26 protein-coding genes and 1 riboswitch are annotated in these 24,444 nt (G+C 61.6%); of the genes, 19 read left to right on the plus strand and 7 right to left on the minus strand.

The window, feature by feature from the left end:
* Positions 1–14 precede the first annotated feature (14 nt).
* The 3 genes from BN1115_RS02530 to narQ all read right to left on the minus strand — a co-directional run bounded on the left by BN1115_RS02530 (position 15) and on the right by narQ (position 3,044).
* Positions 15–590, minus strand: coding sequence for an LON peptidase substrate-binding domain-containing protein (locus tag BN1115_RS02530; protein WP_005334473.1), 576 nt, complete (start codon positions 588–590; stop codon positions 15–17).
* Between the two features lie 103 nt (positions 591–693).
* The gene (gene narL, locus BN1115_RS02535) at positions 694–1,332 is read right to left on the minus strand and encodes a two-component system response regulator NarL (protein WP_042655932.1); all 639 of its coding nucleotides are present in this window, start codon (positions 1,330–1,332) and stop codon (positions 694–696) included.
* Positions 1,332–3,044 carry a nitrate/nitrite two-component system sensor histidine kinase NarQ gene (gene narQ, locus BN1115_RS02540; RefSeq protein WP_042655933.1) on the minus strand — a complete coding sequence of 571 codons (1,713 nt, stop codon included), beginning with the start codon at positions 3,042–3,044 and terminating at the stop codon, positions 1,332–1,334. The genes narL and narQ overlap by 1 nt, the downstream gene beginning before the upstream one ends.
* A gap of 78 nt (positions 3,045–3,122) precedes the next feature.
* Positions 3,123–3,276: riboswitch (molybdenum cofactor riboswitch) on the plus strand.
* Between narQ and moaA the strand changes: the two genes are divergently transcribed.
* From moaA to BN1115_RS02620, 16 genes are all read left to right on the plus strand, one after another.
* Positions 3,264–4,259, plus strand: coding sequence for a GTP 3',8-cyclase MoaA (gene moaA, locus BN1115_RS02545; RefSeq protein ID WP_042656002.1), 996 nt, complete (start codon positions 3,264–3,266; stop codon positions 4,257–4,259). Its footprint overlaps the riboswitch before it by 13 nt.
* 239 nt (positions 4,260–4,498) lie before the next feature.
* Positions 4,499–5,041, plus strand: coding sequence for a ferredoxin-type protein NapF (gene napF, locus BN1115_RS02550; RefSeq protein ID WP_005353470.1), 543 nt, complete (start codon positions 4,499–4,501; stop codon positions 5,039–5,041).
* A gap of 29 nt (positions 5,042–5,070) precedes the next feature.
* Positions 5,071–5,325, plus strand: coding sequence for a chaperone NapD (locus BN1115_RS02555; protein WP_042655934.1), 255 nt, complete (start codon positions 5,071–5,073; stop codon positions 5,323–5,325).
* Between the two features lie 102 nt (positions 5,326–5,427).
* Positions 5,428–7,917, plus strand: coding sequence for a nitrate reductase catalytic subunit NapA (gene napA, locus BN1115_RS02560; protein ID WP_042655935.1), 2,490 nt, complete (start codon positions 5,428–5,430; stop codon positions 7,915–7,917).
* A 16-nt stretch (positions 7,918–7,933) separates the two neighbouring features.
* Positions 7,934–8,671, plus strand: coding sequence for a ferredoxin-type protein NapG (gene napG, locus BN1115_RS02565; RefSeq protein ID WP_042655936.1), 738 nt, complete (start codon positions 7,934–7,936; stop codon positions 8,669–8,671).
* The gene (gene napH, locus BN1115_RS02570) at positions 8,668–9,543 is read left to right on the plus strand and encodes a quinol dehydrogenase ferredoxin subunit NapH (RefSeq protein WP_042655937.1); all 876 of its coding nucleotides are present in this window, start codon (positions 8,668–8,670) and stop codon (positions 9,541–9,543) included. Before napG ends, napH begins: the two co-directional genes overlap by 4 nt.
* The gene (locus BN1115_RS02575; protein WP_042655938.1) at positions 9,543–9,998 is read left to right on the plus strand and encodes a nitrate reductase cytochrome c-type subunit; all 456 of its coding nucleotides are present in this window, start codon (positions 9,543–9,545) and stop codon (positions 9,996–9,998) included. The genes napH and BN1115_RS02575 overlap by 1 nt, the downstream gene beginning before the upstream one ends.
* An 11-nt stretch (positions 9,999–10,009) precedes the next feature.
* Positions 10,010–10,603, plus strand: coding sequence for a cytochrome c3 family protein (locus BN1115_RS02580; protein ID WP_042058070.1), 594 nt, complete (start codon positions 10,010–10,012; stop codon positions 10,601–10,603).
* Positions 10,604–10,845: 242 nt separating this feature from the next.
* A complete protein-coding gene (gene moaB, locus BN1115_RS02585; protein WP_042655939.1) occupies positions 10,846–11,352 on the plus strand; it encodes a molybdenum cofactor biosynthesis protein B in 507 nt (168 codons plus the stop codon).
* 9 nt (positions 11,353–11,361) lie between these two features.
* Positions 11,362–11,886: a cyclic pyranopterin monophosphate synthase MoaC gene (moaC, locus tag BN1115_RS02590; RefSeq protein WP_042655940.1), complete on the plus strand. Its 525-nt coding sequence runs from the start codon at positions 11,362–11,364 to the stop codon at positions 11,884–11,886.
* A complete protein-coding gene (gene moaD, locus BN1115_RS02595) occupies positions 11,883–12,128 on the plus strand; it encodes a molybdopterin synthase sulfur carrier subunit (RefSeq protein ID WP_042655941.1) in 246 nt (81 codons plus the stop codon). The genes moaC and moaD overlap by 4 nt, the downstream gene beginning before the upstream one ends.
* 2 nt (positions 12,129–12,130) lie before the next feature.
* Positions 12,131–12,604 (plus strand): molybdopterin synthase catalytic subunit MoaE, encoded by a 474-nt coding sequence (gene moaE, locus BN1115_RS02600; protein ID WP_042655942.1) that lies wholly within the window; start codon positions 12,131–12,133, stop codon positions 12,602–12,604.
* 87 nt (positions 12,605–12,691) lie between these two features.
* Entirely contained in the window at positions 12,692–13,420 is a 729-nt protein-coding gene (gene modA / locus BN1115_RS02605; protein ID WP_042655943.1) for a molybdate ABC transporter substrate-binding protein, read from the plus strand.
* A gap of 111 nt (positions 13,421–13,531) precedes the next feature.
* Positions 13,532–14,212 (plus strand): molybdate ABC transporter permease subunit, encoded by a 681-nt coding sequence (gene modB / locus BN1115_RS02610; RefSeq protein ID WP_005361814.1) that lies wholly within the window; start codon positions 13,532–13,534, stop codon positions 14,210–14,212.
* Positions 14,209–15,294, plus strand: coding sequence for a molybdenum ABC transporter ATP-binding protein (modC, locus tag BN1115_RS02615; RefSeq protein WP_042655944.1), 1,086 nt, complete (start codon positions 14,209–14,211; stop codon positions 15,292–15,294). The genes modB and modC overlap by 4 nt, the downstream gene beginning before the upstream one ends.
* Before the next feature lie 91 nt (positions 15,295–15,385).
* On the plus strand, positions 15,386–16,162 hold the full coding sequence (locus BN1115_RS02620; protein WP_042655945.1) for an alpha/beta fold hydrolase: 777 nt from the start codon (positions 15,386–15,388) through the stop codon (positions 16,160–16,162).
* 66 nt (positions 16,163–16,228) lie between these two features.
* Here the strand turns inward: BN1115_RS02620 and moeB are convergent, their stop codons facing one another.
* Together moeB and moeA are read right to left on the minus strand one after the other, a co-directional pair.
* A complete protein-coding gene (gene moeB / locus BN1115_RS02625) occupies positions 16,229–16,984 on the minus strand; it encodes a molybdopterin-synthase adenylyltransferase MoeB (RefSeq protein ID WP_042655946.1) in 756 nt (251 codons plus the stop codon).
* Positions 16,981–18,207: a molybdopterin molybdotransferase MoeA gene (moeA, locus tag BN1115_RS02630; protein WP_042655947.1), complete on the minus strand. Its 1,227-nt coding sequence runs from the start codon at positions 18,205–18,207 to the stop codon at positions 16,981–16,983. Before moeA ends, moeB begins: the two co-directional genes overlap by 4 nt.
* A 241-nt stretch (positions 18,208–18,448) precedes the next feature.
* Here moeA and folE point away from each other — a divergent pair, with 241 nt between their 5' ends.
* On the plus strand, positions 18,449–19,105 hold the full coding sequence (folE, locus tag BN1115_RS02635; protein ID WP_042655948.1) for a GTP cyclohydrolase I FolE: 657 nt from the start codon (positions 18,449–18,451) through the stop codon (positions 19,103–19,105).
* A 411-nt stretch (positions 19,106–19,516) separates the two neighbouring features.
* Entirely contained in the window at positions 19,517–21,172 is a 1,656-nt protein-coding gene (locus BN1115_RS02640; RefSeq protein WP_042655949.1) for a methyl-accepting chemotaxis protein, read from the plus strand.
* A 73-nt stretch (positions 21,173–21,245) separates the two neighbouring features.
* Here the strand turns inward: BN1115_RS02640 and BN1115_RS02645 are convergent, their stop codons facing one another.
* Positions 21,246–22,976, minus strand: coding sequence for a formate--tetrahydrofolate ligase (locus tag BN1115_RS02645; protein ID WP_042655950.1), 1,731 nt, complete (start codon positions 22,974–22,976; stop codon positions 21,246–21,248).
* A 67-nt stretch (positions 22,977–23,043) separates the two neighbouring features.
* Here BN1115_RS02645 and BN1115_RS02650 point away from each other — a divergent pair, with 67 nt between their 5' ends.
* Entirely contained in the window at positions 23,044–23,460 is a 417-nt protein-coding gene (locus BN1115_RS02650; protein WP_042655951.1) for a hypothetical protein, read from the plus strand.
* A 55-nt stretch (positions 23,461–23,515) separates the two neighbouring features.
* Here the strand turns inward: BN1115_RS02650 and BN1115_RS02655 are convergent, their stop codons facing one another.
* Positions 23,516–24,418, minus strand: coding sequence for a LysR family transcriptional regulator (locus BN1115_RS02655; protein WP_042655952.1), 903 nt, complete (start codon positions 24,416–24,418; stop codon positions 23,516–23,518).
* Positions 24,419–24,444 lie beyond the last annotated feature (26 nt).

Here is a 24,444-nt window from a genome sequence, read left to right on the forward strand (position 1 = left end):
CAACGCTGTTTTTGTCATTGTGAAATCAGGCGATGCAGGAATTTACGGGCTGCTTCGCTGTTTTGTTTGGCAATCAGCATCTGCTTTTCATAAATCGGCATCGGTAATATCTCGAGCCAGCGCTGGCAGAGCCAGGCGGCATCTTCAAAACGCTTGTCCGGATAGAGCTCATCAAGCTCCGGATACTGCTCGAACACTTCCCGCAGGCGATTGACCAGCAGCTTGTCGTTGAAATCTGAGTGGGTGCTCGGCCAGTTGGGCAGCATCTCCACCTTGGCCCGGCGCAGGCCCATCTCGTCTGTTTCCATCTCGTGGATACAGAAGCGCTCCAGTCCCAGCACCGTCACACCTAGCAGGCCATCATTGAGGGTGTAGAAGTCGGTCACCTTGACCCGGGTGCCCACCGGCAGAATGCGGCCGGATTGTCCCGAGGTGGTCGACTCTTCCATCACGATGCCAAAGCCCTGATCGTTGATGAATGACTCCTTGAGCATCTGCAGGTGGCGTGGCTCGAACAGACGCAGAGGAAGCTTGCCGCCCGGCAGTATGTGGGAAGGCAAGGGGAACAGTGCCAAAGGTTGTAGTTTCATGTTCCATCCTCCATTGAGTAGTTGCTGAATATGACAATGCAGCGACTGTGCCAGAGAATGAAAAAAGCCACCGGAGGGTGGCTTTTCGGGCGGTTGAGGGCGCTTAGGTGCGCTGCTCCAGATACATGACAGCCGCTTCCACGCGGCTTTGCGCCTCGAGTTTCTTCAGCAGGCTCTTCACGTGAACCTTGACCGTTCCCTCGGAGATATGGAGTACCGAGGCGACCTGTTTGTTGGAGAGGCCTTTTGCAATTTCGCGCAGGATTTGCATTTCGCGACGCGTTAAGCTTTCCAGCTTCTGCTGCAGGTGATCCAGCTCGTAGATGTTTTCGAGATAGGGGCGCAGCGGTTCGCTCAGGATCTGCTTGCCGGTCATCACGTCGGCCAGCTGGGCCAGCAGCAGGTCAGGCTCGGTATCTTTGAGCAGGTAGCCGTCGGCACCGGCCTTGAGCAGGGCCACCACATCCTGACGGGCATCGGAGACGGTGAGGATCACCACCCGGGAGGTGATCTCTTCGGCCCGCAGCGCCTTGAGGGTATCGAGGCCGGAGAGCCCTTTCATATTGAGGTCGAGCAGGATCAGATCCGGCTCGGCCTCTTTGGCCAGTGCCACGGCATCGGTGCCGTTGGAGGCTTCACCGGTTACCTCCATGTTCTCTTCCAGAGCCAGCAACTGCACAATCCCTTTGCGCATGAGGGGATGGTCATCTACGACCAGAACAGTGTATTTCATCTCGTCCATCAGGCGTCTCTCGTTAGGCTGGTGGGAAAGGTCAGATGCACGCGGGTGCCTTGTGGTTGCTGCTCGTTGATGGTCAGCAGACCATGCAGTTTGCTGGCGCGCTCGTTCATGATGCTCAAACCGTAATGGTTGATCGCCGAGCTGGCGAGTCCGATCCCGACCCCGTCATCTGAAATCTGAACCTCGATGTTACCACTGGCGAGGGTCTCACAGCTAACATCAATCACTTGCGCGTTGGCATGTTTGATGGCATTGAGCACCGCCTCACGGATCAGTTGCAGAATGTGGATATGCTGGCCCGCCTCCAGGTCGTTGTCGGCCAGTCCGTAATGGAACCGGATTTCGGCCTTGGTCTGAGGTTGCAGCTGATCGAGCATCACCCGGATCGCTTCCCCCAGATTGGCATCGCCAATGGTGAGACGGAAGGTGCCGAGCAGCTCGCGCAGCTGGGTATAGGCATTGCTGAGCCCTTCGTCGATCTGCTGCATCGCCTCCTGCGCTTTCTCCTGTTGCCCCTTGGCGTAGGAGCGCTTGAGCAGGGTGGACTGGATCTTGAGGTAGGAGAGGGCCTGCGCCAGCGAGTCGTGCAGTTCCCGGGCGATCACCGCCCGCTCCTCCATCAGCAGCAGTCGCTGCTGTTGCAGCAGGGTCTGGTCTTTGTGCAGCACCTGGGCCAGCAGCATGGTGAAGTTTTTGATCAACCGCTCGTCGATGGGGTGCTGGCTGATGATGTCGAGGCGGCCGAACTCCTGCTCATCCATCTGCAGATAGAAGCTGGCGACTGCATCGAGATCGCCGGGCCAGCCGGTGCGCCCGGAGATGTAGACCGGCATGGCATTGTGCTCGAAGCGGGTCAGCCGGATGTGGTCGATATGCTGATGGGCGGCCGCCCGATCCAGCAGCTTGATCAGCGTGCGGGTGCTGAGTGGGGCGGCGTGCAGCTTCTGGGCGGTCGAGTAGAGAAACGAGAGGGTGTCGTTGGCCTGCTGCAGTTTGGCGGTTTTCTCCTCCACCTTATTCTCCAGCTCCCGATAGAGCTTGCCCAACTCGTCCGCCATGGTGACGAAGGCGCGCGACAGCTCCCCCAGTTCATTTTCGCCGTGGGCGGGCAACTGGAGGTCGAAGTCTTGCCGCTGGATCTGGCGGGCGCAGTAGACCAGCTGGTTGAGGGGGGCGACCACCTGCTGGCGAGTGAAGCGCACCGTGAACCAGGCGATGGTGATGATGGCCAGCAGCCCGAGCCCCTCCGCCAGGGCCAGCATCCGCACCTTGAATTCCACGTGGTACTGCATCTGATTGACGAAATTGTCGATGGCTGCCACAAACTGCTCGGTGTTATCGGTGTACCGTCTGGGAGTGCGATCCTCGATGTGTTGGCGCATCACCTGCCACTGGCCGAGCACCTCGCCATAGGTGCGACGCAGGGAGGCGGGCGTGATCCAGCGCTGGGTCTCCTGCAGCTCTTCGGCGTGCAGGGTCTCTTCAAACTGGGAGAGGCGTCCCAGCACGCTGTCGCCTCGCTCGATTTCGTAGGCCATCCGGTAGGCCTGCATCCGCAGCGAACCGGAGAGGTTGATCGCCTTGGCATCGGGTACCGAGTAGAAGAGGGTGACCATGGCGACCAGCGCGATCAGGCTGGCCATGAAGAGGATCAACACCATGGCGCGGCCAATCGCACTGCTGACCGAATGGACCCTGAGCCGTTTTCCCATACTGATGCGCACCTCTGGATAGTGATAAGGACCCCGCAAGATGCGTGGGAGTGTACTCCAACTTGTGTTAGCATCGAAAAACTAGATGAACTCCGAGCGGTTTTGCCTACGTCCTAGCGATAGGGGGAAACCAGCCGTCAGCCGACAGTTGAACACAATCGTCGAGCTGTAAGGGTCAGGAAAGAAATGCCCTGGCCTCCCGTATTTGGAAAGGTGTTTATGTTGCCACTTGAAGATGGTTTTTCCCGTCGTTTTTACTATTTGCGTCTGTCAGTGACCGATGTGTGCAATTTCCGTTGCACCTATTGCCTGCCAGACGGTTATCGCCCCCCCGAAGGTCACAAAGCGGGGCGTCAACCCTTTCTCTCGATTGACGAGATCCGCCGCGTGGTCAGCGGTTTTGCCGCCATGGGCACCCGCAAGGTGCGCATCACGGGGGGCGAGCCCTCCCTGCGCCGCGATTTCACCGAGATCGTCAAGGTGATTGCCACCACCCCGGGTATCGAGAAGGTCGCCATGACCACCAACGGCTATCGCCTCAAGGAGCGGGCCCGGGAGTGGTTTGATGCCGGACTCAATGCGCTGAATGTCAGTGTCGACAGTCTCGACCCGCGTCAGTTTCATCAGATCACCGGTGAGAACAAGCTGGCCGAGGTGATGGAGGGGATCGAAGCGGCACTGGCCGCCGGTTTCAAATCGGTGAAGATCAATGCGGTGCTGCTCAAGGGGCTCAACGACTACCAGCTCGATGCCTTTCTGGGCTGGATCAGGCACAAGCCCATCGAGCTGCGCTTTATCGAGCTGATGCAGACCGGTGAGATGGATACCCTGTTTCGTGACCACCATGTCAGCGGCGAACAGATCAAACAGCGTTTGCTGGAGAGCGGCTGGGTGCAGCAGTTGCGGGGCAAGGATGACGGCCCGGCGCAGGTCTTTATGCACCCTGATTCGCAGGGTGGCGTGGGTCTCATCATGCCCTACAGCAAGGATTTCTGTGCCGGTTGCAACCGGCTGCGGGTCTCCTCGCTGGGGAAGCTGCATCTGTGCCTGTTTGGCGACAACGGCATCGAGCTGCGGGATCTGCTCGGCGCAGATGCGCAGTCCGATGAGCTGCAACAGCGCATTCGTGCCGCGCTGGCGGGCAAGAGTGCTACCCATCGTCTCCATGAGGGCAATGCCGGCATCACCCCTCATCTCGCATCGATTGGCGGATAGCCGCAAAAAATCGCCAACGATTAAATAGCAATCCTCACATGGAGGTATTTTAACCGATACCTCCATTTTTATTGCGCTGCAAGGCTTTGATCTGGCGCAAGAATCCCCCCTGTTTATCTCCCTGGTGGTATATCCCTGACCTTGTCAGGGCCGCAATATACACCCACTCTTATAATTGGTATCAAGAATGCCAATCATGGACTCGCACTGTCCCCTTCTTCACCAGAACAGGAGTCAACATGCCGGATGAGATCGATCTTGCCCGCCGCGGCCTGTTCCGGGGGCGGCTGAGAACTGCCGAACCGCCGGTGCAGTTGCCCTGGTCAGTCAACTGGTCGGCATTTGTCGCCGACTGTACTCGCTGCGGGGACTGTCTGGCTGCCTGTCCGGAGCAGATCCTGGTGAATGGCGAGGGCGGTTTTCCGGTGGTCGATTTCCAGCGTGGCGAGTGCACCTTCTGCACCGAGTGCGTCACGGTCTGCAAGGCGCCGCTGTTTCGCCCGACCAGCGAGTCCCCCTGGCACTACAAGGCCCATATCGAGGCCAACTGTCTGGCCAATGGTCAGGTGTTCTGCCAGCGCTGTCAGGACAGCTGCGAGCCCAATGCCATTCGTTTTATTCCGGTGCTGGGGCGCGTGCCCACCCCGACGGTGGAGCCGGATCGCTGTAACGGCTGCGGCGCCTGCGTGCAGGATTGTCCGGTTGGCAGCATCAAGGTCGACGGGCGAGCCGCCCCATCCGGTGGTGCGAGCCAGCCCACCCTCAAGCAGGAGTCAGAATGAGTCAGAAGCCGTGTGACACAAAAGCCACAATGGATCAGGAGTTCCATGTATCGAGTCTGGTGGTGCTGACCCAGCCCCCCTTGCGCCATCAGCTCGCCGAGCAGATTGGTGCCCTTGACGGGGCCGAGATCCACGCCGTCAGTGACGAGGGCAAGCTGGTCGTGACCCTTGAAGGTCCGAGCCAGCGGCCGATCATGGCGGCCATTGATGCAATTCAGGCGATGCCGGGCGTGCTCTCTGCCGCCCTGATTTACCACCAGTTCGATGAACTGGGCGGTCACTGAAAAAGAGTGATGGGATGCCGGGCGTGCCCTCTACCGCTGATGGCTGGCTCCCGTTCGACAGATTCGACAACTATTACGCGATAAGCAATGTGAGGATATGCCATGAAGCTGAGTCGACGCGACTTTATGAAGGCCAACGCGGTGGCAGCTGCCGCAGCCGTGGCCGGTGTCAGTGCCCCCACGCTGGCAGCCAATCTCATCACCAGTACCGACAAGACGGCCATCCATTGGGATAAGGCTCCCTGCCGCTTCTGCGGTACCGGCTGCTCCGTGCTGGTGGGGTCTCAGGATGGTCGGGTCGTGGCGACTCAGGGCGACCCCGATGCGCCGGTCAACCGTGGCCTCAACTGCATCAAGGGCTACTTCCTCTCCAAAATCATGTATGGCCAGGATCGCCTGACCCAGCCGATGCTGCGGATGAAGAATGGCCAGTTCGACAAGGATGGCGACTTCGCCCCCATCAGCTGGGATCAGGCATTCGACATCATGGCCGAGAAGTTCAAGGCGACCCTGAAAGAGAAGGGACCAACTGCGGTTGGCATGTTCGGCTCCGGCCAGTGGACCGTCTGGGAAGGCTATGCCGCCGCCAAGCTGATGAAGGCCGGCTTCCGCACCAACAACATCGACCCCAATGCCCGCCACTGCATGGCCTCTGCGGTCGTCGGCTTCATGCGTACCTTCGGCATGGACGAGCCGATGGGCTGCTACGACGATATCGAGCAGGCCGATGCATTCGTGCTGTGGGGCTCCAACATGGCCGAGATGCACCCCATCCTCTGGTCGCGGATGTCCGATCGCCGTCTCTCCAACCCGGATGTGCAGGTGCACGTGCTCTCCACCTTCGAGCACCGCAGCTTCGAGCTGGCGGACAACGGTATGGTGTTCACCCCACAGACCGATCTGGCGATCCTCAACTATGTCGCCAACTACATCATCCAGAATGACAAGGTGAACTGGGACTTCGTCAACAAGCACACCGTGTTCAAGAAGGGGGTCACCGACATCGGTTACGGCCTGCGCCCGACCGATCCGCTGCAGCAGAAAGCGAAGAACCCGGACAGCGGCGATGCCACTCCGATGACCTTCGAGGAGTTTGCCAAGTTCGTGGCGGATTACGATGTGGAGTCGGTCTCCAAGCTCTCCGGTGTCTCCAAAGAGAAGCTGGAAAAGCTGGCCAAGCTCTATGCCGATCCGGGCAAGAAGGTGGTCTCTTACTGGACCATGGGCTTCAACCAGCATACTCGCGGTGTCTGGGCCAACAACCTCTGCTACAACATCCACTTGCTGACCGGCAAGATCTCCGAGCCGGGTAATGGTCCTTTCTCACTGACCGGCCAGCCCTCTGCCTGTGGCACCGCGCGTGAAGTGGGTACCTTTGCCCACCGTCTGCCTGCCGACATGGTGGTGACCGAGCCCAAGCACCGCGCCATTGCCGAGAAGATCTGGAAACTGCCGGAAGGGACCATTCCCGACAAGGTGGGTTTCCACGCCGTGCTGCAAGACCGCATGCTCAAGGATGGCAAGCTCAACGCCTACTGGGTGATGTGTAACAACAACATGCAGGCTGGTCCCAACATGAATACCGATCGCCTGCCTGGCTATCGCGATCCGCGCAACTTCATCGTGGTCTCCGACCCGTACCCGACCGTCACTGCCCAGGCCGCTGACCTCATCCTGCCGACCGCCATGTGGGTGGAGAAAGAGGGGGCCTACGGCAACGCCGAGCGCCGCACCCAGTTCTGGCACCAGCAGGTGAAAGCGCCGGAAGGGGCCAAGTCCGACCTGTGGCAGCTGATGGAGTTCTCCAAGCGCTTCAAGGTTGAAGAAGTGTGGCCGGCTGAGCTGATTGCCAAGATGCCGGAAGTGAAGGGCAAAACCCTGTTCGACGTGCTCTATGCCAACGGTCAGGTCAACCAGTTCCCGAAAGAGCAGAGCAAGGGGCTGCTGAACGACGAAGCCGAACACTTCGGGTTCTACGTCCAGAAGGGGCTGTTCGAGGAGTACGCCACCTTCGGTCGCGGTCACGGTCACGATCTGGCGCCGTTCGATCAGTACCACGAAGCGCGCGGTCTGCGCTGGCCTGTGGTGGATGGCAAAGAGACCCTGTGGCGCTATCGCGAAGGGTTCGACCCTTACGTGAAAGCGGGCGAGGGGGTGCGTTTTTATGGCAAGCCCGATGGCAAGGCGGTCATCTTCGCGCTGCCGTTCGAGCCCGCCGCCGAATCGCCGGACCAGGAGTACGATCTGTGGCTCTCCACCGGTCGCGTGCTGGAACACTGGCACACCGGTACCATGACCCGTCGGGTGCCCGAGCTCTATCGCGCCTTCCCGGATGCGGTGCTGTTTATGCACCCGGACGATGCCAAGGCCCGCGGCGTGCGTCGTGGTGAAGAGGTGATCGTCTCCTCCCGCCGTGGTGAGGTGAAGACCCGTGTCGAGACCCGTGGTCGCAATAAACCGCCCAAAGGTCTGGTCTTTATGCCCTTCTTCGATGCGAGCCAGTTGGTCAACAAGCTGACCCTGGACGCCACCGATCCGCTCTCGAAAGAGACCGATTACAAGAAGTGCGCCGTCAAGGTGATGAAGGCTTAAGGCGGGGGAGCACGAGATGAGTCGTAGTCGTCGCCAGTTTCTGGCCGACATGGCCAAGGGGGCTTGCGGTGTGGGCCTGCTTGGCGTGGGGCTCGGTGGCGTGGCCCGCCAGCAGGCACACGCTGTGCCTGCCCAGGCACTGCGCCCGCCCGCCGCTCTCGACGAAGCGGAGTTCCTCAGCGCCTGCGTGCGCTGCGGGCTCTGCGTCGAGGCATGCCCCTACGACACCCTCAAGCTCGCCCGGCTGTTTGACCCTGTGACTACCGGCACCCCCTATTTCAAGGCGCGTGCCGTGCCGTGCGAGATGTGTGATGACATCCCTTGCGTGGTGGCCTGCCCGAGCGGGGCGCTGGATCAGCAGATGACCGACATCGATCAGGCACGGATGGGAGTGGCAGTGCTCATCGATCACGAGACCTGCCTCAACTATCTGGGTTTGCGCTGCGATGTCTGTTATCGGGTCTGCCCGCTGATTGACAAGGCGATCACCCTGGAGTTGCAACATAACCAGCGCACCGGCAAGCACGCCATGTTCCTGCCCACGGTGCACAGCGATGTCTGTACCGGTTGCGGCAAGTGCGAGCATGCCTGCGTGTTGGAAGAAGCGGCCATCAAGGTGGTGCCACGCCAGCTCGCCAAAGGTGAGCTGGGTTATCACTACCGGCTTGGTTGGGAAGAGAAGGCCAAGGCGGGGAACAAGTCGCTCATCGGCGACAGGCTCACCCTGCCCACCCGCAAACCGGAGGGGTTATGAGTCGTTATCCGGGGGAAGAGGCTCGCATCAAGCTGGGGTGGTGGCGTTCCCACCGCTTCCTGCTGCTGCGTCGCCTCAGCCAATTCAGCGTACTCGCGCTGTTTCTGCTGGGGCCGCTGGCGGGCATCTGGATCCTCAAGGGCAACCTCTCCAGTTCGCTGTTGCTGGATACAGTGCCGCTGACCGATCCCCTCACGCTGTTGCAGTCGCTGGCGGCGGGCCACTGGCCCATCACCACCCTCTGGCTGGGGGCGGCAGTGGTGCTGGTCGGTTACTGGCTGGTCGGAGGGCGGGTCTTCTGCTCCTGGGTCTGTCCGGTCAACCTCATCACGGATGCGGCGGCCTGGCTCAGGGGGCGACTTGGCCTCAAGGGCAATGGCCAGTTCAGCCGTGCGACCCGCTACTGGCTGCTGGCCATGGTGCTGGTGGTGCCAGCGGTGGTCGGGGGGATGGCGTGGGAGCTGGTCAATCCGGTGTCGCTCGCCATGCGCGGTCTGCTGTTTGGCATGGGGGCGGGCTGGGCCCTGCTGGTGGCGCTGTTCCTGTTCGATCTCTTCGTGGTTGAGCGGGGCTGGTGCGGTCATCTCTGTCCGGTGGGGGCCTTCTATGCCCTGGTCAACCGGGTCGGGTTTATCAAGATTTCTGCCAAGGGGCGCGAGCGGTGCAACAACTGCATGGATTGTTATGCGGTCTGCCCGGAGCGTCCCATCCTGCGCGGGCCTGTTCACGGTGCCAAGCGCGGTCACGGGCCCTTGATTGCGGCTCAGGAGTGTACCAACTGTGGCCGCTGCATCGATGTCTGCGCGGAACAAGTTTTTGAAATCACTGTAGGTTTTGCCGTCAAGGCAGAAAAAACGTCGGAGAACAAATAATGAAAAAGCTGATTGGAGCAATGCTGGCCTGCCTGATGGCGGGATCCTTGATGGCCGCGGTCCCCGAGATCACCAACAGTACCGGTGGCCTCAAGTCCGAGCGTGGCGCCACCGATCTGGTGACCGAAGACACCGCTGCGCCGCTGAAAAACTACCGCAAGGATGGCGCGCCCTACGATCGCCAGTACATGCATCAGCCGCCGCTGATCCCCCACGACATTCGCAACTACGAGGTGGATACCAAGGTCAACAAGTGCCTGGCCTGCCACAGCTTCAAGAATGCCAGCGCCATGAAGGCACCCAAGATCAGCCCGACTCACTTCGAGACCCGCGACGGCATGACCCTGGGTGAAGTGTCGCCGCGTCGCTACTTCTGTCTGCAGTGCCATGTGCCGCAAGCGGATGCCAAGCCGCTGGTGGAAAATACCTTTAAACCGGTTGAAGCGCTGAACTGAGGAGCCTATCGATGAAATTACCCGGCTTTATCCAGCGTCTGTGGACCACCTTCAAGTCTCCGTCGAAGGCGGCCCTCTGGGTGCTGCTGCTGATGGGCTTCTTCGGTGGCGTGATTTTCTGGGGTGGCTTCAACACCGCCATGGAAGCGTCCAACACCGAGGCCTTCTGTACCAGCTGCCACGAGATGAAGGACAACGTATTCGAGGAGTACCGCGACACCATTCACTACGCCAACCGCTCCGGCGTGCGGGCCAGCTGCCCGGATTGCCACGTGCCGCATGAATGGACCTACAAGATCATCCGCAAGGTGCAGGCTTCCAAGGAGCTGTGGGGCATGATCACCGGCAAGGTGGACACCCGCGAGAAGTTCGAATCGCACCGGCGCGAGATGGCGGAGCGGGAGTGGCAGCGGATGAAAGAGACCGATTCGCGCGAGTGCCGCAACTGCCACAACTTCGAGTACATGGACTTCTCCCTGCAGGGGCAGCGTGCCGCCAAGATGCACTCGGCCAACCTCGGCAAGGAGGGGCAGGGCACCTGCATCGACTGTCACAAGGGGATTGCTCACCAGCTGCCCGACATGACCGGGGTGAAAGGGTTCTGATCCTGCGACGACAGGCCGGGTTTCCCCGGCCTGCGTTTTGTTCATATCTGGGACAAGCATCAGATTTGTGTGTCTTTTAAATCCCATATCTCGTGAAACCTTTGATAGAATCAGCCCGCCGTCACACGCTTGAGCAAGTTGGTCATTCCTGTCTGCGTCAGTTTTTGCGCCCTGACAGCTGGCCTCTCATACCCCTTCTCTTCCTGCCTCGTTGACGGCCCATAGCCACAAGGAGCTGCCCGATGGGACAGAAACACAACGCATTTATTCCCCTCAAGATCGCCGTGCTGACGGTCTCCGACAGCCGCACCACTGCCGATGACAGCTCGGGTGACTATCTGGTCTCGGCCCTCACCGACGCGGGCCATCAACTGGCCGATCGGGCGCTCTGCCCGGACAACCTGTTTCGCATCCGTGCGCGGGTGAGCGAGTGGATCGCCGATGAAGGAGTGCAGGTGGTGCTGATCAATGGCGGCACCGGCTTCAACGAACAAAACCGGGTGCCGGAAGCGGTCGGTGTGCTGTTCGAGCGCACCGTACAGGGTTTTGGCGAGATGTTCCGTCAGCTCTCTTTTGCCGAAATTAAAGGCTCCGCCATGCAGAGCCGCGCGCTGGCGGGACTCGCCAATCGCACCCTGATCTGCTGCCTGCCCGGCTCCACCGGTGCCTGCCAGCTGGGCTGGGAGCAGCTGATCCGCGATCAGCTCGATGCCCGCACCAAGCCGTGCAACTTTGTCTCCCACCTCTGAGAGCAAACGATGAACCAGACCGATCCCAAGCAGACCCAGCCTAACCTGACGCATCTGAACCAAAGCGGCGAAGCCCATATGGTGGATGTGACCGACAAGCAGGTGACCGAGCGCGAAGCCCGTGCCGAGGCGTTTGTCACCATGGCCCCCGAGACGCTGGCGCTGATCCTGAGCGGCCAGCACCACAAGGGTGACGTGTTTGCCACCGCCCGCATCGCCGGCATCATGGCAGCCAAGAAGACCTCCGATCTTATCCCCCTCTGCCATCCGCTGGCCTTGACCAAAGTCGAGGTGGAGATAGTGCCGCTGGCCGAGCAGCACAAGGTTCATATCCGCACTCTCTGCAAACTCTCCGGCAAGACAGGGGTGGAGATGGAGGCGCTGACGGCGGCATCGGTAGCAGCGCTGACCATCTACGACATGTGCAAGGCGGTGCAAAAGGACATGGTGATCGAGCAGGTGCGACTGGTCGAGAAGAGGGGCGGCAAGTCCGGCCATTTTCAGTTGGGGTCAAATAGCGGGGAGCAAGCATGATCAAGGTACTGTTTTTTGCGCAAGTAAGAGAGCTGGTGGCTTGCGACGAGCTGAGCCTGCCGTGTGACTATGCCACCGCCGAACAACTGCGTGCGGCGCTCTGTGAGCGCGGCGACAAGTGGGCGCTGGCGCTGGAGGCTGGCAAACTGCTGGTGGCGGTCAACCAGACCCTGGTACCCCTCGACACGCCCCTCAATGATGGCGATGAAGTGGCCTTTTTCCCGCCGGTGACCGGAGGCTGACGATGAGCGACGCAACCATCACAGATCGCATTCTGGTGCAGCGGGCCGATTTCTCGCTGGCGGACGAATATGCCCGCCTCGCCACCCGCGCTGACAGTGGCGCCATTGTCACTTTCGTTGGCAAGGTGCGCGACTTCAATCAGGGGGAGGAGGTGAAGGGGTTGGCCCTCGAACACTACCCCGGCATGACCGAGAAGGCGCTGGCCGATATTGTGCAAGAGGCCCGTCGCCGCTGGCCGCTGCAGGAGTGCACCCTGATCCACCGCATCGGCGAGCTGTGGCTTGGCGATCAGATCGTGCTGGTGGCGGTGAGCAGTGCCCACCGCGACGCGGCCTTTGATGCCTGTCACTTCATCATGGATTTCTTGAAAACCCGGGCGCCGTTCTGGAAAAAAGAGCTGACCGCCGAGGGTGTGCAACGCTGGGTCGAGGCCAAGGAGAGCGACAACGCCGCCGCCGCCCGCTGGCAAGCCTGACCTGTTCATCACGAGGGGCGCAGGTTCAACGGGAACCACGGCCCCGTTTCGGGGCGCGGATGTGCGGGCCCCATCAGGAGAAAGGGAATGAAACCGCTGTTATCTGTTGTGATCGCCGGCATTTGCGCCGCCACCTTGCATACCGGTGCCGTGCAGGCCGATGAAGTGAAGGTGGCCGTGGCCGCCAACTTCAAGGGCACTATCGAGCGTATCGGCAAGGAGTTTACCGCCAAGACCGGCCATACCCTGGCCATCTCGTCTGCCGCCACCGGAGTGCTCTACACCCAGATCAGTCACGGCGCACCGTTTGATCTCTTCCTCTCCGCCGATGTGGCGACCCCCGAGAAGCTGGAAAAAGAGGGCAAGGGGAGCGATCGCTTCACCTACGCCATCGGCCAGCTGGGGCTGTGGAAGAAAGGGGGCCCAACCCCTGACGAGGCGACTCTGCGCAGCTGGAAAGGCAACCTCGCCATCGCCAATGCCCGCACTGCACCCTATGGTGCTGCCGCCATGGCGACCCTCACCCATCTCAAGATCGATCCCAAGCAGTACCGGTTGCTGACTGGCGCCAACATCGGCCAGACCTGGCAATTTGTCGACACCGGCAATGCCGAACTGGGCTTCGTCGCCTGGGCCAATCTGGTGGAAGCGGGCAAGACCGGCGAAGCCTGGGCGGTACCGGCTGACTTCTATCCCCCCATCGAGCAGCAGGGGCTGGTATTGAAGAAAGGTGCTGCGGTCGAGGCGCTGGTCGCCTGGCTCAAGGGGCCGGGTCAGGCACAGATCAAGGCTGCGGGTTATGCCCTGCCCCAATAAGGGGATGGGCCGGATGCGATACCCTGAGTGGTCGGCCTTCGGGTCGGCCACTCTTTGCAATGAGGATGGATACCATGCCGTTGGGGGCATTTATCAACCGGGAGGTCGGCAATGAGTGAAGGGGATCTGCTGGCGGTCTGGCTCACCCTGAAGCTCGCGGCCTGTACCACCGCGATTTTGCTGTTGCTGGCGCCGCCGCTGGCCTGGTGGCTGTCGCGCAGTCAGAACCGACTGCGGCCGCTGGTGGAGGCGCTGGTGGCGCTGCCGCTGGTGCTGCCCCCCACTGTGCTGGGGTTTTACCTGCTACTCGCCTTCTCGCCCGAATATGGTTTCGGTGCCTGGTGGCGCGACACCTTTGGCGCCCCCCTTGCCTTCAGCTTTCTCGGCCTGCTGTTTGCCTCCATCCTCTATTCGCTGCCGTTCGTGGTGCAGCCGCTCACCTCCGCTTTCGTCAATATGGGCAACAAGGAGCTGGAGGCAGCTGCTACCCTGGGGCTCGGCCCGCTGGAGCGCTTCTTCCACATCATCTTGCCGATGACCCTGCCCAGCTTCGTGATGGCGGCGGCCCTCGGCTTTGCCCATACATTGGGAGAGTTTGGCGTGGTGCTGATGATTGGCGGCAATATCCCCGGCGAAACCCAGGTGCTCTCCATCGCCTTGTTTGATCATGTGGAGGCGATGGATTACCAGAACGCACATATTCTGGCGGGCGGCCTGATGGCCTTCTCGCTGGTGATGCTGGTGCTGGTCTATGGTGTGCTGCAGCGCAGACAGCGGAGAGTGTTTGGATGAACCAAGCAGCCACTATTCCGCAAGACAACGCCCTGAGCATCAATGCTCGGCGCGAGTTTGGCCCCTTTACCCTCGATTGCGCACTGACCCTCGAGCTGGGGGGGATCCTCGGCCTGTTTGGTCCCTCCGGCTGCGGCAAGAGCACTCTGCTGCGCATCATCGCCGGGCTCGATCGCCAAAGCGGGGATCGCTTGCTGTGGCGCGATAGGGAGTGCATCGCTCTGCTGCCCGAAGCGCGCCGGATCGGGCTGGTGTTTCAGGACGCGCGCCTCTTTCCCCATCTGACGGTGCTCGGCAATCTGCAACTGGCGGCCCGCAAGGGGCGAGGGCGCTGGCAACCCGAGGCGCTGGCGGCGCGGCTTGGCTTTGCCGATCTGCTGGGGCAGCCTGCCCATGCCCTATCTGGCGGTCAACGCCAGCGAGTGGCGCTGGGGCGGGCGCTGCTGGCCGAGCCTGATCTGCTGCTGCTCGATGAGCCTTTTTCGGCGCTGGATCGGCGCAGCCGCATCCATCAGGCCCATGTGCTCAAAGGCTTGCAGCAGGAGAGCGGCATTCCCATGATCTTCGTCAGCCACGCCATGGAGGAGGTGAGCCTGCTCTGCGATCAGCTGGTGTTGCTGGAAAGTGGCAGGGTAGAGGCGCAAGGCCAGCCGAGCGAGATCTTCGCCCGTACCGATCTCTCGCTCGCCAGCCGTGACGATGCCGGGGTGATGCTGGATGCGACCTTGGCTCACTACGATGACGACGAACAGATGGCGACCCTGCAGCTCGGCGAGCAGCGACTGCGGGTCACCATGACCCATGTGCCGGACGAGAGTGGCCCCTTGCAGATCAAGGTGGCGGGGCGCGATGTGGTGATCGCCACCGCCCCCATCGAGCACTCCAGTCTCTCCAACTGTCTCGTCACCCGTCTGCTGGCGGTGCGCGAGGTGCGCCCCGGCCAGACCCTGTTGCAGTTGGCTCTGGGTGAGCAGATACTGCTGGCCCGGATCACCAGCCGCTCAGCCAGGCGGCTGGCGCTGGCGCCGCAGCAGCAGATCTACGCTTATATCAAGGCGGTTAGTCTGGTCAGCGAAGGCTGATTGGGCGCCGTGCTGATAACGTGGCAGGATGGCCACGGGCAACATAGCAACAAGAGATGGTTCAGGTGATGAGTCGAGAGGCAATACACTGATGCGCCGCAATCAGGTGATGAAATTCAATGGTCTTGCCCTGCGCAGTGCGGGGGAGGGCCCCTTGCTGTTGCTGCTGCACGGGCTGGGCTCCTCCAGCCTCGACTGGCAGGCGCAGATCGAACGGTTTTCCGAACACTACCGGGTGGTGGCGCTGGATCTGCGCGGCCACGGCCAGAGTATGCAGGAGGGGCCGTTCGATGTAGCGACCCTGGCGGCCGATGTGGTGAGCTGGCTCGATGCACAGCCCGAGCCTGCCTGGGTCGTAGGGTTGTCGCTGGGGGCCATGGTAGCGCTGGAGCTGGCGCTGCAACTGCCCCACAAGGTGCAGGGGCTGGTGCTGGTCAACGGTGTTAGCGAGTTTCTGCTGGAGAGCCCCAAAGAGCAGGAGCGTTACGCCCAGCGTCTCAAGTGGCTGCGCTGGTTTGGCATGCGCCCCCTCGCCTGGTGGCTGGGACGCGAGCTCTTCCCAGGCCCGGATCTGGCGCAGGTGCGCCACACCTTCCGGCTGCGTTTCATACGCAATAAAAAGAAAATCTACAAGGCACTGCTGGAGGCGCTCCCCGGCTGGTCGGTACGCGCCCGGCTCGGCTCCATCTGGCAGCCGGTGGCCATCATCTCCACCAGTCACGACTACCTGCCGCTGGCCAAACGGGTGGAGCAGTTTGCCGCCCTGCCCAACGCCACCATCCACACCCCCAATGGTCACCACGCCTGGCCAGCGGAAGATCCCTCGGGGTTCAACCACCTGCTGCAGCGGATCCTCTCCACCCACTGAACGTGGGTCCGGGATACAAAAAAGCCGAACCACAGGGTTCGGCTTTTTTGTGGGTATCGCGCGGGTTTAAGGATGGGAGCAGACCGGGCAGCCGGGGCGCTTGGGCAGCTTCATCTCGCGGAAGGTGCCGCTTAGGCCGTCGATCATCAGCAGGCGGCCACTGTAGCTTTTGCCCATACCTGCCAGGAGCTTGATGGCTTCCAGTGCCTGCAGGCTGCCCACCAGACCCACCACGGGGGCGAGTACCCCCGCCTCGACGCAGGTGAGGGCCTGCTCGCCAAACAGGGCGCTGAGGCAGGCGTAGCAGGGCTCATCTTCCTGCCAGGTGAAGCTGCAGAGCTGCCCCTCCAGCCGGATGGCGGCGCCACTGACCAGCGGCACCCTGTGCTGGCGTGCCTTTTGATTCAGCAGGTTGCGAATGGCCAGATTGTCGGTGCAATCGAGTACCAGCTGATGTTCCGGTAAAAGGGTATCGAGCAGCGCCTCATCGGCCACGGCGGCGTGGATCTCGACGTTGAGCCAGGGATTGAGCGCGTGCAGCGACTGCGCTGCTGAGTCCACCTTGTCGTGGCCAATTCGCTCATCGTTGTGTAGCACCTGACGCTGCAGGTTGGAGAGCTCCACCTTGTCGAAATCGACTAGGGTGAGCTGGCCGACTCCGGCCACCGCCAGATACTGGCTGGCGGCGCAGCCAAGGCCACCGGCGCCGATCACCAGCACCCTGGCCTGCTTGAGCGCCTCCTGCCCCTCGAAATCGAAGGATTTGAGGATGATCTGGCGGTTGTAGCGCAGTAGCTCGGCGTCGCTCAGGATCTCGCTCACAGCAGCAATCCCCCGAATGGCTCGACGGTCACCGTCTCGCCCGCGGCGACGCGGCCCCGCTCACGCTCAAGAACGATGTAGCAGTTGGCCCGCGACAGGGAGCTGAACACGGCGGAGTCCTGCGAGCCGGTGCTGCGTACCTCGAGGCCGTTCGGTCCCTGACTCAGAATGCCGCGCTGGAAGTCGAGTCGGCCGGGGCTCTTTTTGAGTGGCTCAGCCGCAATGGCTTGCAGCTGGAGCGGGCGCTCGAAGTGCTGGCCTGCGAGCTTGGCCAGCGCCGGTTGCACCAGTTGATCGAAGGTGACCATGGCGGAGACGGGGTTGCCCGGCAGGCCGAAGAACCAGGCGCGGGGCAGGCGGCCGAAGGCAAATGGCTTGCCCGGCTTGATGGCCAGCTTCCAGAAGCCAATCTCGCCGAGCTCGTCCAGCAGCTGTTTGGTGAAGTCCGCTTCCCCTACCGAGACGCCGCCGGTGGTGATGAGCACATCGGCTTCTTCATCGGCGCGAATAAAGGCAGCGCGCAGTTGGGCCGGATCGTCCGGGATGATGCCAAGGTCGAGGCAGTCGCAGCCCATGCGTGCCAGCATGGCCCGCACGCCGTAGCGGTTGGAGTCATAGATATCGCCGTGAGCAAGCGGGGTGCCGACCGGTTTGAGCTCGTCGCCAGTGCTGAAGATGGCCACCTTCAGTGGGCGGCGCACCGCGACGGTGGCCACGCCAAGGGAGGCCAACAGCGGCATTTCGCGTGGGGTGAGGCGAGTACCGGCTGGCAGCACGCAGGCGCCCTTGCCGATATCGCTGCCGGCGCGGCGGATGTTCTGGCCCGGTTCGGGTTGTGCCAGAAAAGTGATCCGATCGCCATCGGCATGCGTTTCTTCCTGCATCACCACCGCATCTGTGCCTGCGGGGATCGGGGCGCCGGTCATGATCCGCACGCAGTGGCCAGCGGGCCACTCGCCCTGATAGGGCTGACCGGCAAATGCCTTGCCTGCCATGATGAGCGGGGTGCCGCTGGCGAGATCCGCAAGGCGCACGGCGTAACCATCCATGGCGGAGTTGTCGAAGGGGGGCACGGCGAGGGGGGAGGCGATATCGCTGGCAAGAACCCGGCCAAGGGCCTCTGGCAGGGGCAGCTGCTCGCAGTCGCAGCAGCAGGCGAGTTGTTCCAGCATCCCTTGCAGGGCATCGCTTAAGGGGAGTAGTCCGCTGGTATCAAATCCCATCGTCATGACCTCTTTTATGATTGAAGGCGGGATTATCACAAAATTCCCCGGGGATGGGCAGGTTATCTCAAGGGAATCTCGAGGTAATCGGCGCTGAAACGGGGTGAGATGGTCATAAAGTATGAGGTAACGCACAAGTTGACTTGAATCTTGGCGGCAATGGCCGTTTACTATGCCGCCATAACATAAGGGATTGCTCCTTGAGCGGCCCTCACAGTCCCTGAGCGTGGGAGAGAAGATAATGACAACCTTAAGTCCGGAAGCCTTGCTGGTCAGGGCTGCCCTCGAAGCCCAGGGACTGGAAACCCCCCTGGTCGCCAACGACCTGAATAGCCAGCAGAAGCGGGAGAAGATCGAAGGCCATATGCGCTCCATCATGGAGACGCTGGGGCTCGATCTGACCGATGACAGCCTGGCCGAGACGCCGCACCGTATCGCCAAGATGTACGTCAACGAGATATTCTCCGGCCTCGATTACTCCACCTTCCCCAAGGTGACGGTGATCGAGAACAAGATGCAGGTGGACGAGATGATCATGGTGCGGGACATCAGCCTCACCAGCACCTGCGAACACCACTTCGTCACCATCGACGGGCTGGCCCATGTGGCCTATATCCCTCGCGGCAAGGTGATTGGCCTGTCGAAGATCAACCGCATCGTGCAGTTCTTTGCTCGCCGTCCCCAGGTGCAGGAGCGGCTGACCCAGCAGATCCTGCTGGCGTTGCAGACCCTGCTCGGCACCCAGGACGTGGCCATCAATATCCGGGCGACCCACTACTGCGTCAAGGCGCGCGGGGTGATGGATTCGACTTCTTACACCACCACCACCTCCCTCGGTGGGGTGTTCAAGACCCAGCCCGATACCCGCGCCGAGTTTCTCGGTGGCCTGCGCGGATAAAAAGGCGGTTATTTTGTAACCGTGCTCATGAATAAACGAGACGCCAGCAGCCATTGCTGGCGTTTTTCATTGGCCGTGGATGAGAGCGGCGGCCCGCAACGGCTGGGTCCGCGCGGCTTGCACTATGTAAACGTTATGCATTTTTTCGATTTATTCATCTGAACGGTATATTTAATCGGGCACGAAAAATCCCTCGCTTTCACCTTACAAAAAGTAACCAGGCAGACTCTTTCCGAACCGCCACAATCCGGTTACTCTAGCGCCCCCTCACGGCTCTCGCTGCCGCTCATGGAATTCAGAGATATTCATCAAGGTTGGATGGTGCGCCACTGAACAAGTGGCCAGATAGTTCATGCCAGGAGGGCGTGAACCGGACGAGTGCAACGAATTTAACGACCACCAGGATACGCCATGAATACCAGTTCCATGACCATAGGCAAAAAACTCACCGCCGGCTTTGCCGTGCTCGGTTTGATGGTCGCCTTTATCGGCGGCTTCTCGTTGCTGGAGTTCAGCAACATGAACCGGGCGGCTATCGGTTTTACCGACAGCATCCTGCCCGCAGTCAACCGCACCAATGACATCGGTGACAGCATCAGTGAACTGCGTCGTTATGAGCTGGCCCTGTTCCTGGTGGCCTCTGATCCCCAGAAGCGTGCCGAGTACCGCACCATGGCCGCCCAACTGGTGGAACGCCTCAAACAGCAGATGATTGACCATGACAAGACCATCTGGGCGCAGGACGTGGAAGAGCGTCGCACCTTCGATATCGTCAAGGGTGACTGGGCAAGCTACCTGGCCCTGCACCAGCAGGTTAAGCAGTTGCAAGATAGCGGCCTGATGAGCGAGGCCCAGACCGTCTTCATGGATCAGGGGATCCCCCTCTACAACAATCTGCACAAGTCGGTGGCGGAGCTGATCCGCATCAACCACGGTTATGCGACCGAGTCGCGCAAGGTCGTGGTTGCCTCCTATGATTCCGCCAAGCTGAGCGTCACCATCGCGCTGGTGCTCGGTCTGGTACTGGTGGTGGTGCTCTCCATGGTACTGACCCGCCAGATCCGCGATCCGCTGATCATGCTGGCCCGTCAGGCCCAGCGTATTGCCAATGGCGAGCTGGGTCAGGGCGAACTGCAGCAGTGGATCCGCGACAGCCGCTTCAACCGCGACGAACTGGGTCAGCTGGGTTCCGCCATCAACCGGATGCAGGGTTCCCTCTCCGATCTGGTGAGCGAGATCGCCGGTTCCGTGAGCCAGCTCAGCAGCGCGGTGGAGGAGGTGAGCGCCATCTCCAGCCAGTCTGCCAGCGGCATGGCCATCCAGCAGAACGAAGTCTCCCAGGTGGCGACCGCCATGAACGAGATGCAGTCCACCGTTAACGAAGTGGCCCGTAACACCACGGATGCCATGAGCGCCGCCAAGGATGCCTCCCGCACCTCCGCTGCCGGCAGCGAAGTGGTGCGCAGCTCCATCGCCAGCATCGAAGAGGTGTCGGTCAAGATTGAACAGGCGGGCACCGTGGTGCAGCAGCTGGAGGCCGACAGCGCCAACATCAGCGTGGTGCTGGATGTGATCCGCGATATCGCCGGTCAGACCAACCTGCTGGCCCTCAACGCCGCCATCGAAGCAGCCCGTGCCGGTGAGCAGGGCCGTGGCTTTGCAGTCGTTGCCGATGAAGTGCGATCCCTGGCCCAACGTACCCAGGACTCTACCGCCGAGATCAGCAAGATGATCGAACTGTTGCAGAGCCGTGCCGCCGAGGCGGGCAACGCCATGCAGCTGAGCCGTCATCAAATGCAGGAGAGCGTTGGTCTGGCACGGGATGCCGGCACCAGTATCGACACCATCAACGGTGCCGTGGTGCGCATTACCGACATGAACACCCTGATCGCCACTGCCACCGAAGAGCAGAACGCGGTGACCGAAGAGCTCAACCGCAGCATCGTCAACATTCACAATGCCGCTGACGAGAATGCCCAGGGCGCCCATCAGATCGCCCAGGCCTGTGGCGAACTGAGCAAGCTGGCCAACACCCTGCACCATATGACCCAGCGCTTCACCCTCTAAACCGTGACGCCTGGATAACAGAAGGCCCCGCCAAATTGGCGGGGCCTTGTTGTTTCTGGCGTTGTGGAAGGGCTCAGCTCAGGCCGACTATCTCGCCGTTCTCATCGATATCGATATGGCGATAGGCGGGCAGACTGCCCAGCCCCGGCATGGTCATGATGGGGCCCGCCAGCGCATAGACGAACCCGGCACCGGCGCAGAGTTTCACCTCGTCGATGGGCACCTCGAAATCGGTCGGTACCCCCTTGAGGGCGGGGTCATGGCTGATGGAGAGCGGCGTCTTGGCCACGCAGATGGGCAAGTGGTCCCACCCCTCGGCGGAGAGTTGCGCCAGCTGCTGGCGGGCTCTGTCGGAGAGTTGCACCCCGCGGCCACCGTAGCCGCACTCCACCAGGGTCGACAGCTTGGCGTCGAGGCTCATCTCGTCGGGGTAGAGCAGTTTCACCTTGCGAGGTTGCTCGCAGGCGGCGACCACGGCGCGGGCCAGCTCGCTGGCACCTGCGCCCCCCTGGGTGAAGGCGTTGGAGATGGCCGCGCCACAGGCACCGGCCTGCTGCGCTTCATGGGCCAGCAGCGCCAGTTCGGCTTCGCTGTCGGTGGGAAAGCGGTTGATGGCGACCACCACCGGCACCCCGTAGCGACGGGCGTTCCGGATATGCCAGGCGAGGTTGGCGCAGCCCTGCCTGAGGGTTGGCAGATCTTCCCCCTGCAGGCTCGCCGGCAGCGGTTGGCCCGGGCGGATATCCAGCAGGCCGCTGTTGGCCTTGAGGCCGCGCACCGTGGCCACCAGCACCACGCAGGCGGGGGTAATGCCGGATTGGCGGCTCTTGATGTTGAAGAACTTCTCCAGCCCCATGTCGGAGCCAAAACCCGCTTCGGTCACCACATAGTCGGTCAGGCCAAGGGCGATGCGATCGGCGATCACCGAGGAGTTGCCGTGGGCGATATTGGCAAAGGGGCCGGCGTGTACCAGCACCGGCGTCTGCTCGGTGGTCTGCATCAGGGTCGGTTGCAGCGCGTCTTTCAGCAGCACCGTCATGGCGCCTGCTACTTCCAGTTGTTCGGCAGTGATGGGCTTGCCGTGAATGTCGCGAGCCAGCTGGATGCGGCCGATGCGCTGGCGCAGGTCTTTAAGATCGCTTGCCAGCGCCAGAATGGCCATCAGCTCGGAGGCGGCGGTGATGACGAAGCGATCGCTGCGTTCCACACCATCGGCAGCGCCCCCCTGACCTATGGTGAGGTGGCGCAGGGCGCGGTCATTCATGTCGAGGGTACGCGGCCAGAGGATGTTATCGGCATCGATATCGAGCCGCTGCAGGCCGGTTTTGGCGGTGAACTCGGCACCCAGTTTCTGTTCGTGGAACAGGCGGGCATCGAGGGCCGCCGCCGCCAGATTGTGGGCCGCCGTCAGGGCGTGAAAATCGCCGGTGAGGTGAAGGTTCATCTCCTCCATCGGCACCACCTGAGCGTGGCCGCCACCGGCTGCCCCCCCCTTGACCCCGAATACCGGGCCGAGACTCGGCTGGCGGATAGTGGCGATGCTGGGCTGGCCGATATGGTTGAGCCCCATGGAGAGGCCAAGGGTGGTCACCGTCTTCCCTTCACCGAGCGGGGTCGGGGTGATGGCGCTCACCAGCACCAGCTTGCCGCGCTGTTTGGGCTGAGACTTGAGCAGGTCGAGGCTGAGCTTGCCTTTGTAGTGGCCATGGGGGCTGAGCAGGTGCTGGGGGATGGCGAGGCGTTCGGCCAGCGCGTGAATGGAGAGACGGGGGGACTGGCGGGAGATCTCGATATCGCTTAGCATCAGCACCTCGTTGGCATATCGGGGTAAAATATGCGGCGCAGTCTAGTGGAATATAACGGGTAATCCAATGACGAAAACGATTTTATTTGGTGGGGGTGAGGTTCGTCAGAATCCTGTTCTGCTGGATCTCAACGAACTCTATCATCCCCCGAAGCAGCCGATGACGGCGCTGGGGATTGTCAGTGCGCTGGTGCCACTGTTCGGTTTCGGCTGGCAGGCGATGACTCAGGACCCGGAAACCCAGTTGCGCCACGAGATCCGCAAAAGGGTCAACAAGCACAAGACCGACGAGGCAAACCTCATCCTGATCCTGCAGCTGGCCGCCATGTTTGACTGCAGCGAGCTGGAAGTGGCGCTCCCCTATGCCCTCAGTGAACCGCAGTTGTCGGTGATCCGCACCCGGCTGCCACGCTGGCAGCTGCACCTCGAGCAGGAGCGTCTGCTGGCGAAGCTGGTTCCGGCCGAGGCCCATGGCCAGCGCTAGGTTGCAAGCCGGGCCAGCAGGCCGGACATTCAGGCCGTACTCTCTGCTCTGGTAATCAGGTCGGCGTATCCCACTGTTGCGGGACGAGATAGCGCTCCTGCACGAACTCGATAAAGCAGCGCACCTTGGCCGAGACGAAGCGGCGGTGCGGATAGACCGCATAGAGCCCCACCTCCCCCTTATCCCACTCCGGCAGCAGGCTCACCAGTTGCCCTTCCCGCAGCGCCTCCCCCACGATAAAGGTGGGCTGCAATATGATGCCCTGATCATCACAAGCGGCGCGGGTCAGTGCCACCCCGTTGTTGGCCCGCAGCGGCCCCTGCGGCCGGATGCTCTGCGCCTCGCCCCCCTGTTTGAAGTGCCACTCCGGCTGGGTCAGGGTATAGACCAGACAGTCGTGCTGCTTGAGATCCTCCGGGCTCTGCGGCGCTCCCTTGCGAGCCAGATAGGCGGGGCTGGCGCAGAGCTCCAGCTTGATGGTGGCAAGCTGGCGTGCCACCAGCGAGGAGTCGCTGAGGTGGCCGATGCGCAGCGCCAGATCGAATCCCTCTTCCACCAGTGCCACCCGCCGGTCGCTGTACTCGATATCGAGCTTGAGATCGGGAAAGCGCTGGCGAAACAGCGGCAGGGCGGGGGAGAGGTGCAGATAGCCAAAATCCATCGGCACCGAGAGCTTGAGGGTGCCGTTGGGCTGCTGGTTGTGGTGGGTCAGCTGGCTGTGAGTCTCTTCCAGCTCCGCCAGCAGGGCGAGGGAGCGCTGGTAGTAGAACTGGCCCGCCTCGGTGGGGTTGACCTGACGGGTGGTGCGCGACAGCAGCCGGGTGGCGAGAGACTCTTCCAGCTGCTGCATCAGTTTGGAGGCCATGGCGACCGAGATGCCGAGCTGGTTGGCGGCCCTGGTAAAGCTCTGGCACTCCACCACCTTGATAAAGGTGCGCATGGCGGCGATCTGGTCCATTTTCCATCCTCAGTAAATAATGAATT

The sequence above is a fragment of the Aeromonas allosaccharophila genome (assembly GCF_000819685.1).
Classification (GTDB): Bacteria; Pseudomonadota; Gammaproteobacteria; order Enterobacterales; family Aeromonadaceae; genus Aeromonas; species Aeromonas allosaccharophila.

Coding starts and splice junctions, on each gene's coding strand:
- BN1115_RS02530 (WP_005334473.1), bottom strand. CDS start 590: ATGAAACTACAACCTTTGGCACTGTTCCCCTTGCCTTCCCACATACTG.
- narL (WP_042655932.1), bottom strand. CDS start 1,332: ATGGACGAGATGAAATACACTGTTCTGGTCGTAGATGACCATCCCCTC.
- napH (WP_042655937.1), top strand. CDS start 8,668: ATGAGTCGTTATCCGGGGGAAGAGGCTCGCATCAAGCTGGGGTGGTGG.
- BN1115_RS02645 (WP_042655950.1), bottom strand. CDS start 22,976: ATGCTAAGCGATATCGAGATCTCCCGCCAGTCCCCCCGTCTCTCCATT.
- moaA (WP_042656002.1), top strand. CDS start 3,264: ATGTTGCCACTTGAAGATGGTTTTTCCCGTCGTTTTTACTATTTGCGT.
- modB (WP_005361814.1), top strand. CDS start 13,532: ATGAGTGAAGGGGATCTGCTGGCGGTCTGGCTCACCCTGAAGCTCGCG.
- modC (WP_042655944.1), top strand. CDS start 14,209: ATGAACCAAGCAGCCACTATTCCGCAAGACAACGCCCTGAGCATCAAT.
- moaD (WP_042655941.1), top strand. CDS start 11,883: ATGATCAAGGTACTGTTTTTTGCGCAAGTAAGAGAGCTGGTGGCTTGC.
- BN1115_RS02650 (WP_042655951.1), top strand. CDS start 23,044: ATGACGAAAACGATTTTATTTGGTGGGGGTGAGGTTCGTCAGAATCCT.
- moeA (WP_042655947.1), bottom strand. CDS start 18,207: ATGGGATTTGATACCAGCGGACTACTCCCCTTAAGCGATGCCCTGCAA.
- narQ (WP_042655933.1), bottom strand. CDS start 3,044: ATGGGAAAACGGCTCAGGGTCCATTCGGTCAGCAGTGCGATTGGCCGC.
- BN1115_RS02655 (WP_042655952.1), bottom strand. CDS start 24,418: ATGGACCAGATCGCCGCCATGCGCACCTTTATCAAGGTGGTGGAGTGC.
- BN1115_RS02555 (WP_042655934.1), top strand. CDS start 5,071: ATGGATCAGGAGTTCCATGTATCGAGTCTGGTGGTGCTGACCCAGCCC.
- moaC (WP_042655940.1), top strand. CDS start 11,362: ATGAACCAGACCGATCCCAAGCAGACCCAGCCTAACCTGACGCATCTG.
- napA (WP_042655935.1), top strand. CDS start 5,428: ATGAAGCTGAGTCGACGCGACTTTATGAAGGCCAACGCGGTGGCAGCT.
- modA (WP_042655943.1), top strand. CDS start 12,692: ATGAAACCGCTGTTATCTGTTGTGATCGCCGGCATTTGCGCCGCCACC.
- napG (WP_042655936.1), top strand. CDS start 7,934: ATGAGTCGTAGTCGTCGCCAGTTTCTGGCCGACATGGCCAAGGGGGCT.
- BN1115_RS02640 (WP_042655949.1), top strand. CDS start 19,517: ATGAATACCAGTTCCATGACCATAGGCAAAAAACTCACCGCCGGCTTT.
- moaB (WP_042655939.1), top strand. CDS start 10,846: ATGGGACAGAAACACAACGCATTTATTCCCCTCAAGATCGCCGTGCTG.
- moaE (WP_042655942.1), top strand. CDS start 12,131: ATGAGCGACGCAACCATCACAGATCGCATTCTGGTGCAGCGGGCCGAT.
- BN1115_RS02575 (WP_042655938.1), top strand. CDS start 9,543: ATGAAAAAGCTGATTGGAGCAATGCTGGCCTGCCTGATGGCGGGATCC.
- BN1115_RS02580 (WP_042058070.1), top strand. CDS start 10,010: ATGAAATTACCCGGCTTTATCCAGCGTCTGTGGACCACCTTCAAGTCT.
- BN1115_RS02620 (WP_042655945.1), top strand. CDS start 15,386: ATGCGCCGCAATCAGGTGATGAAATTCAATGGTCTTGCCCTGCGCAGT.
- napF (WP_005353470.1), top strand. CDS start 4,499: ATGCCGGATGAGATCGATCTTGCCCGCCGCGGCCTGTTCCGGGGGCGG.
- folE (WP_042655948.1), top strand. CDS start 18,449: ATGACAACCTTAAGTCCGGAAGCCTTGCTGGTCAGGGCTGCCCTCGAA.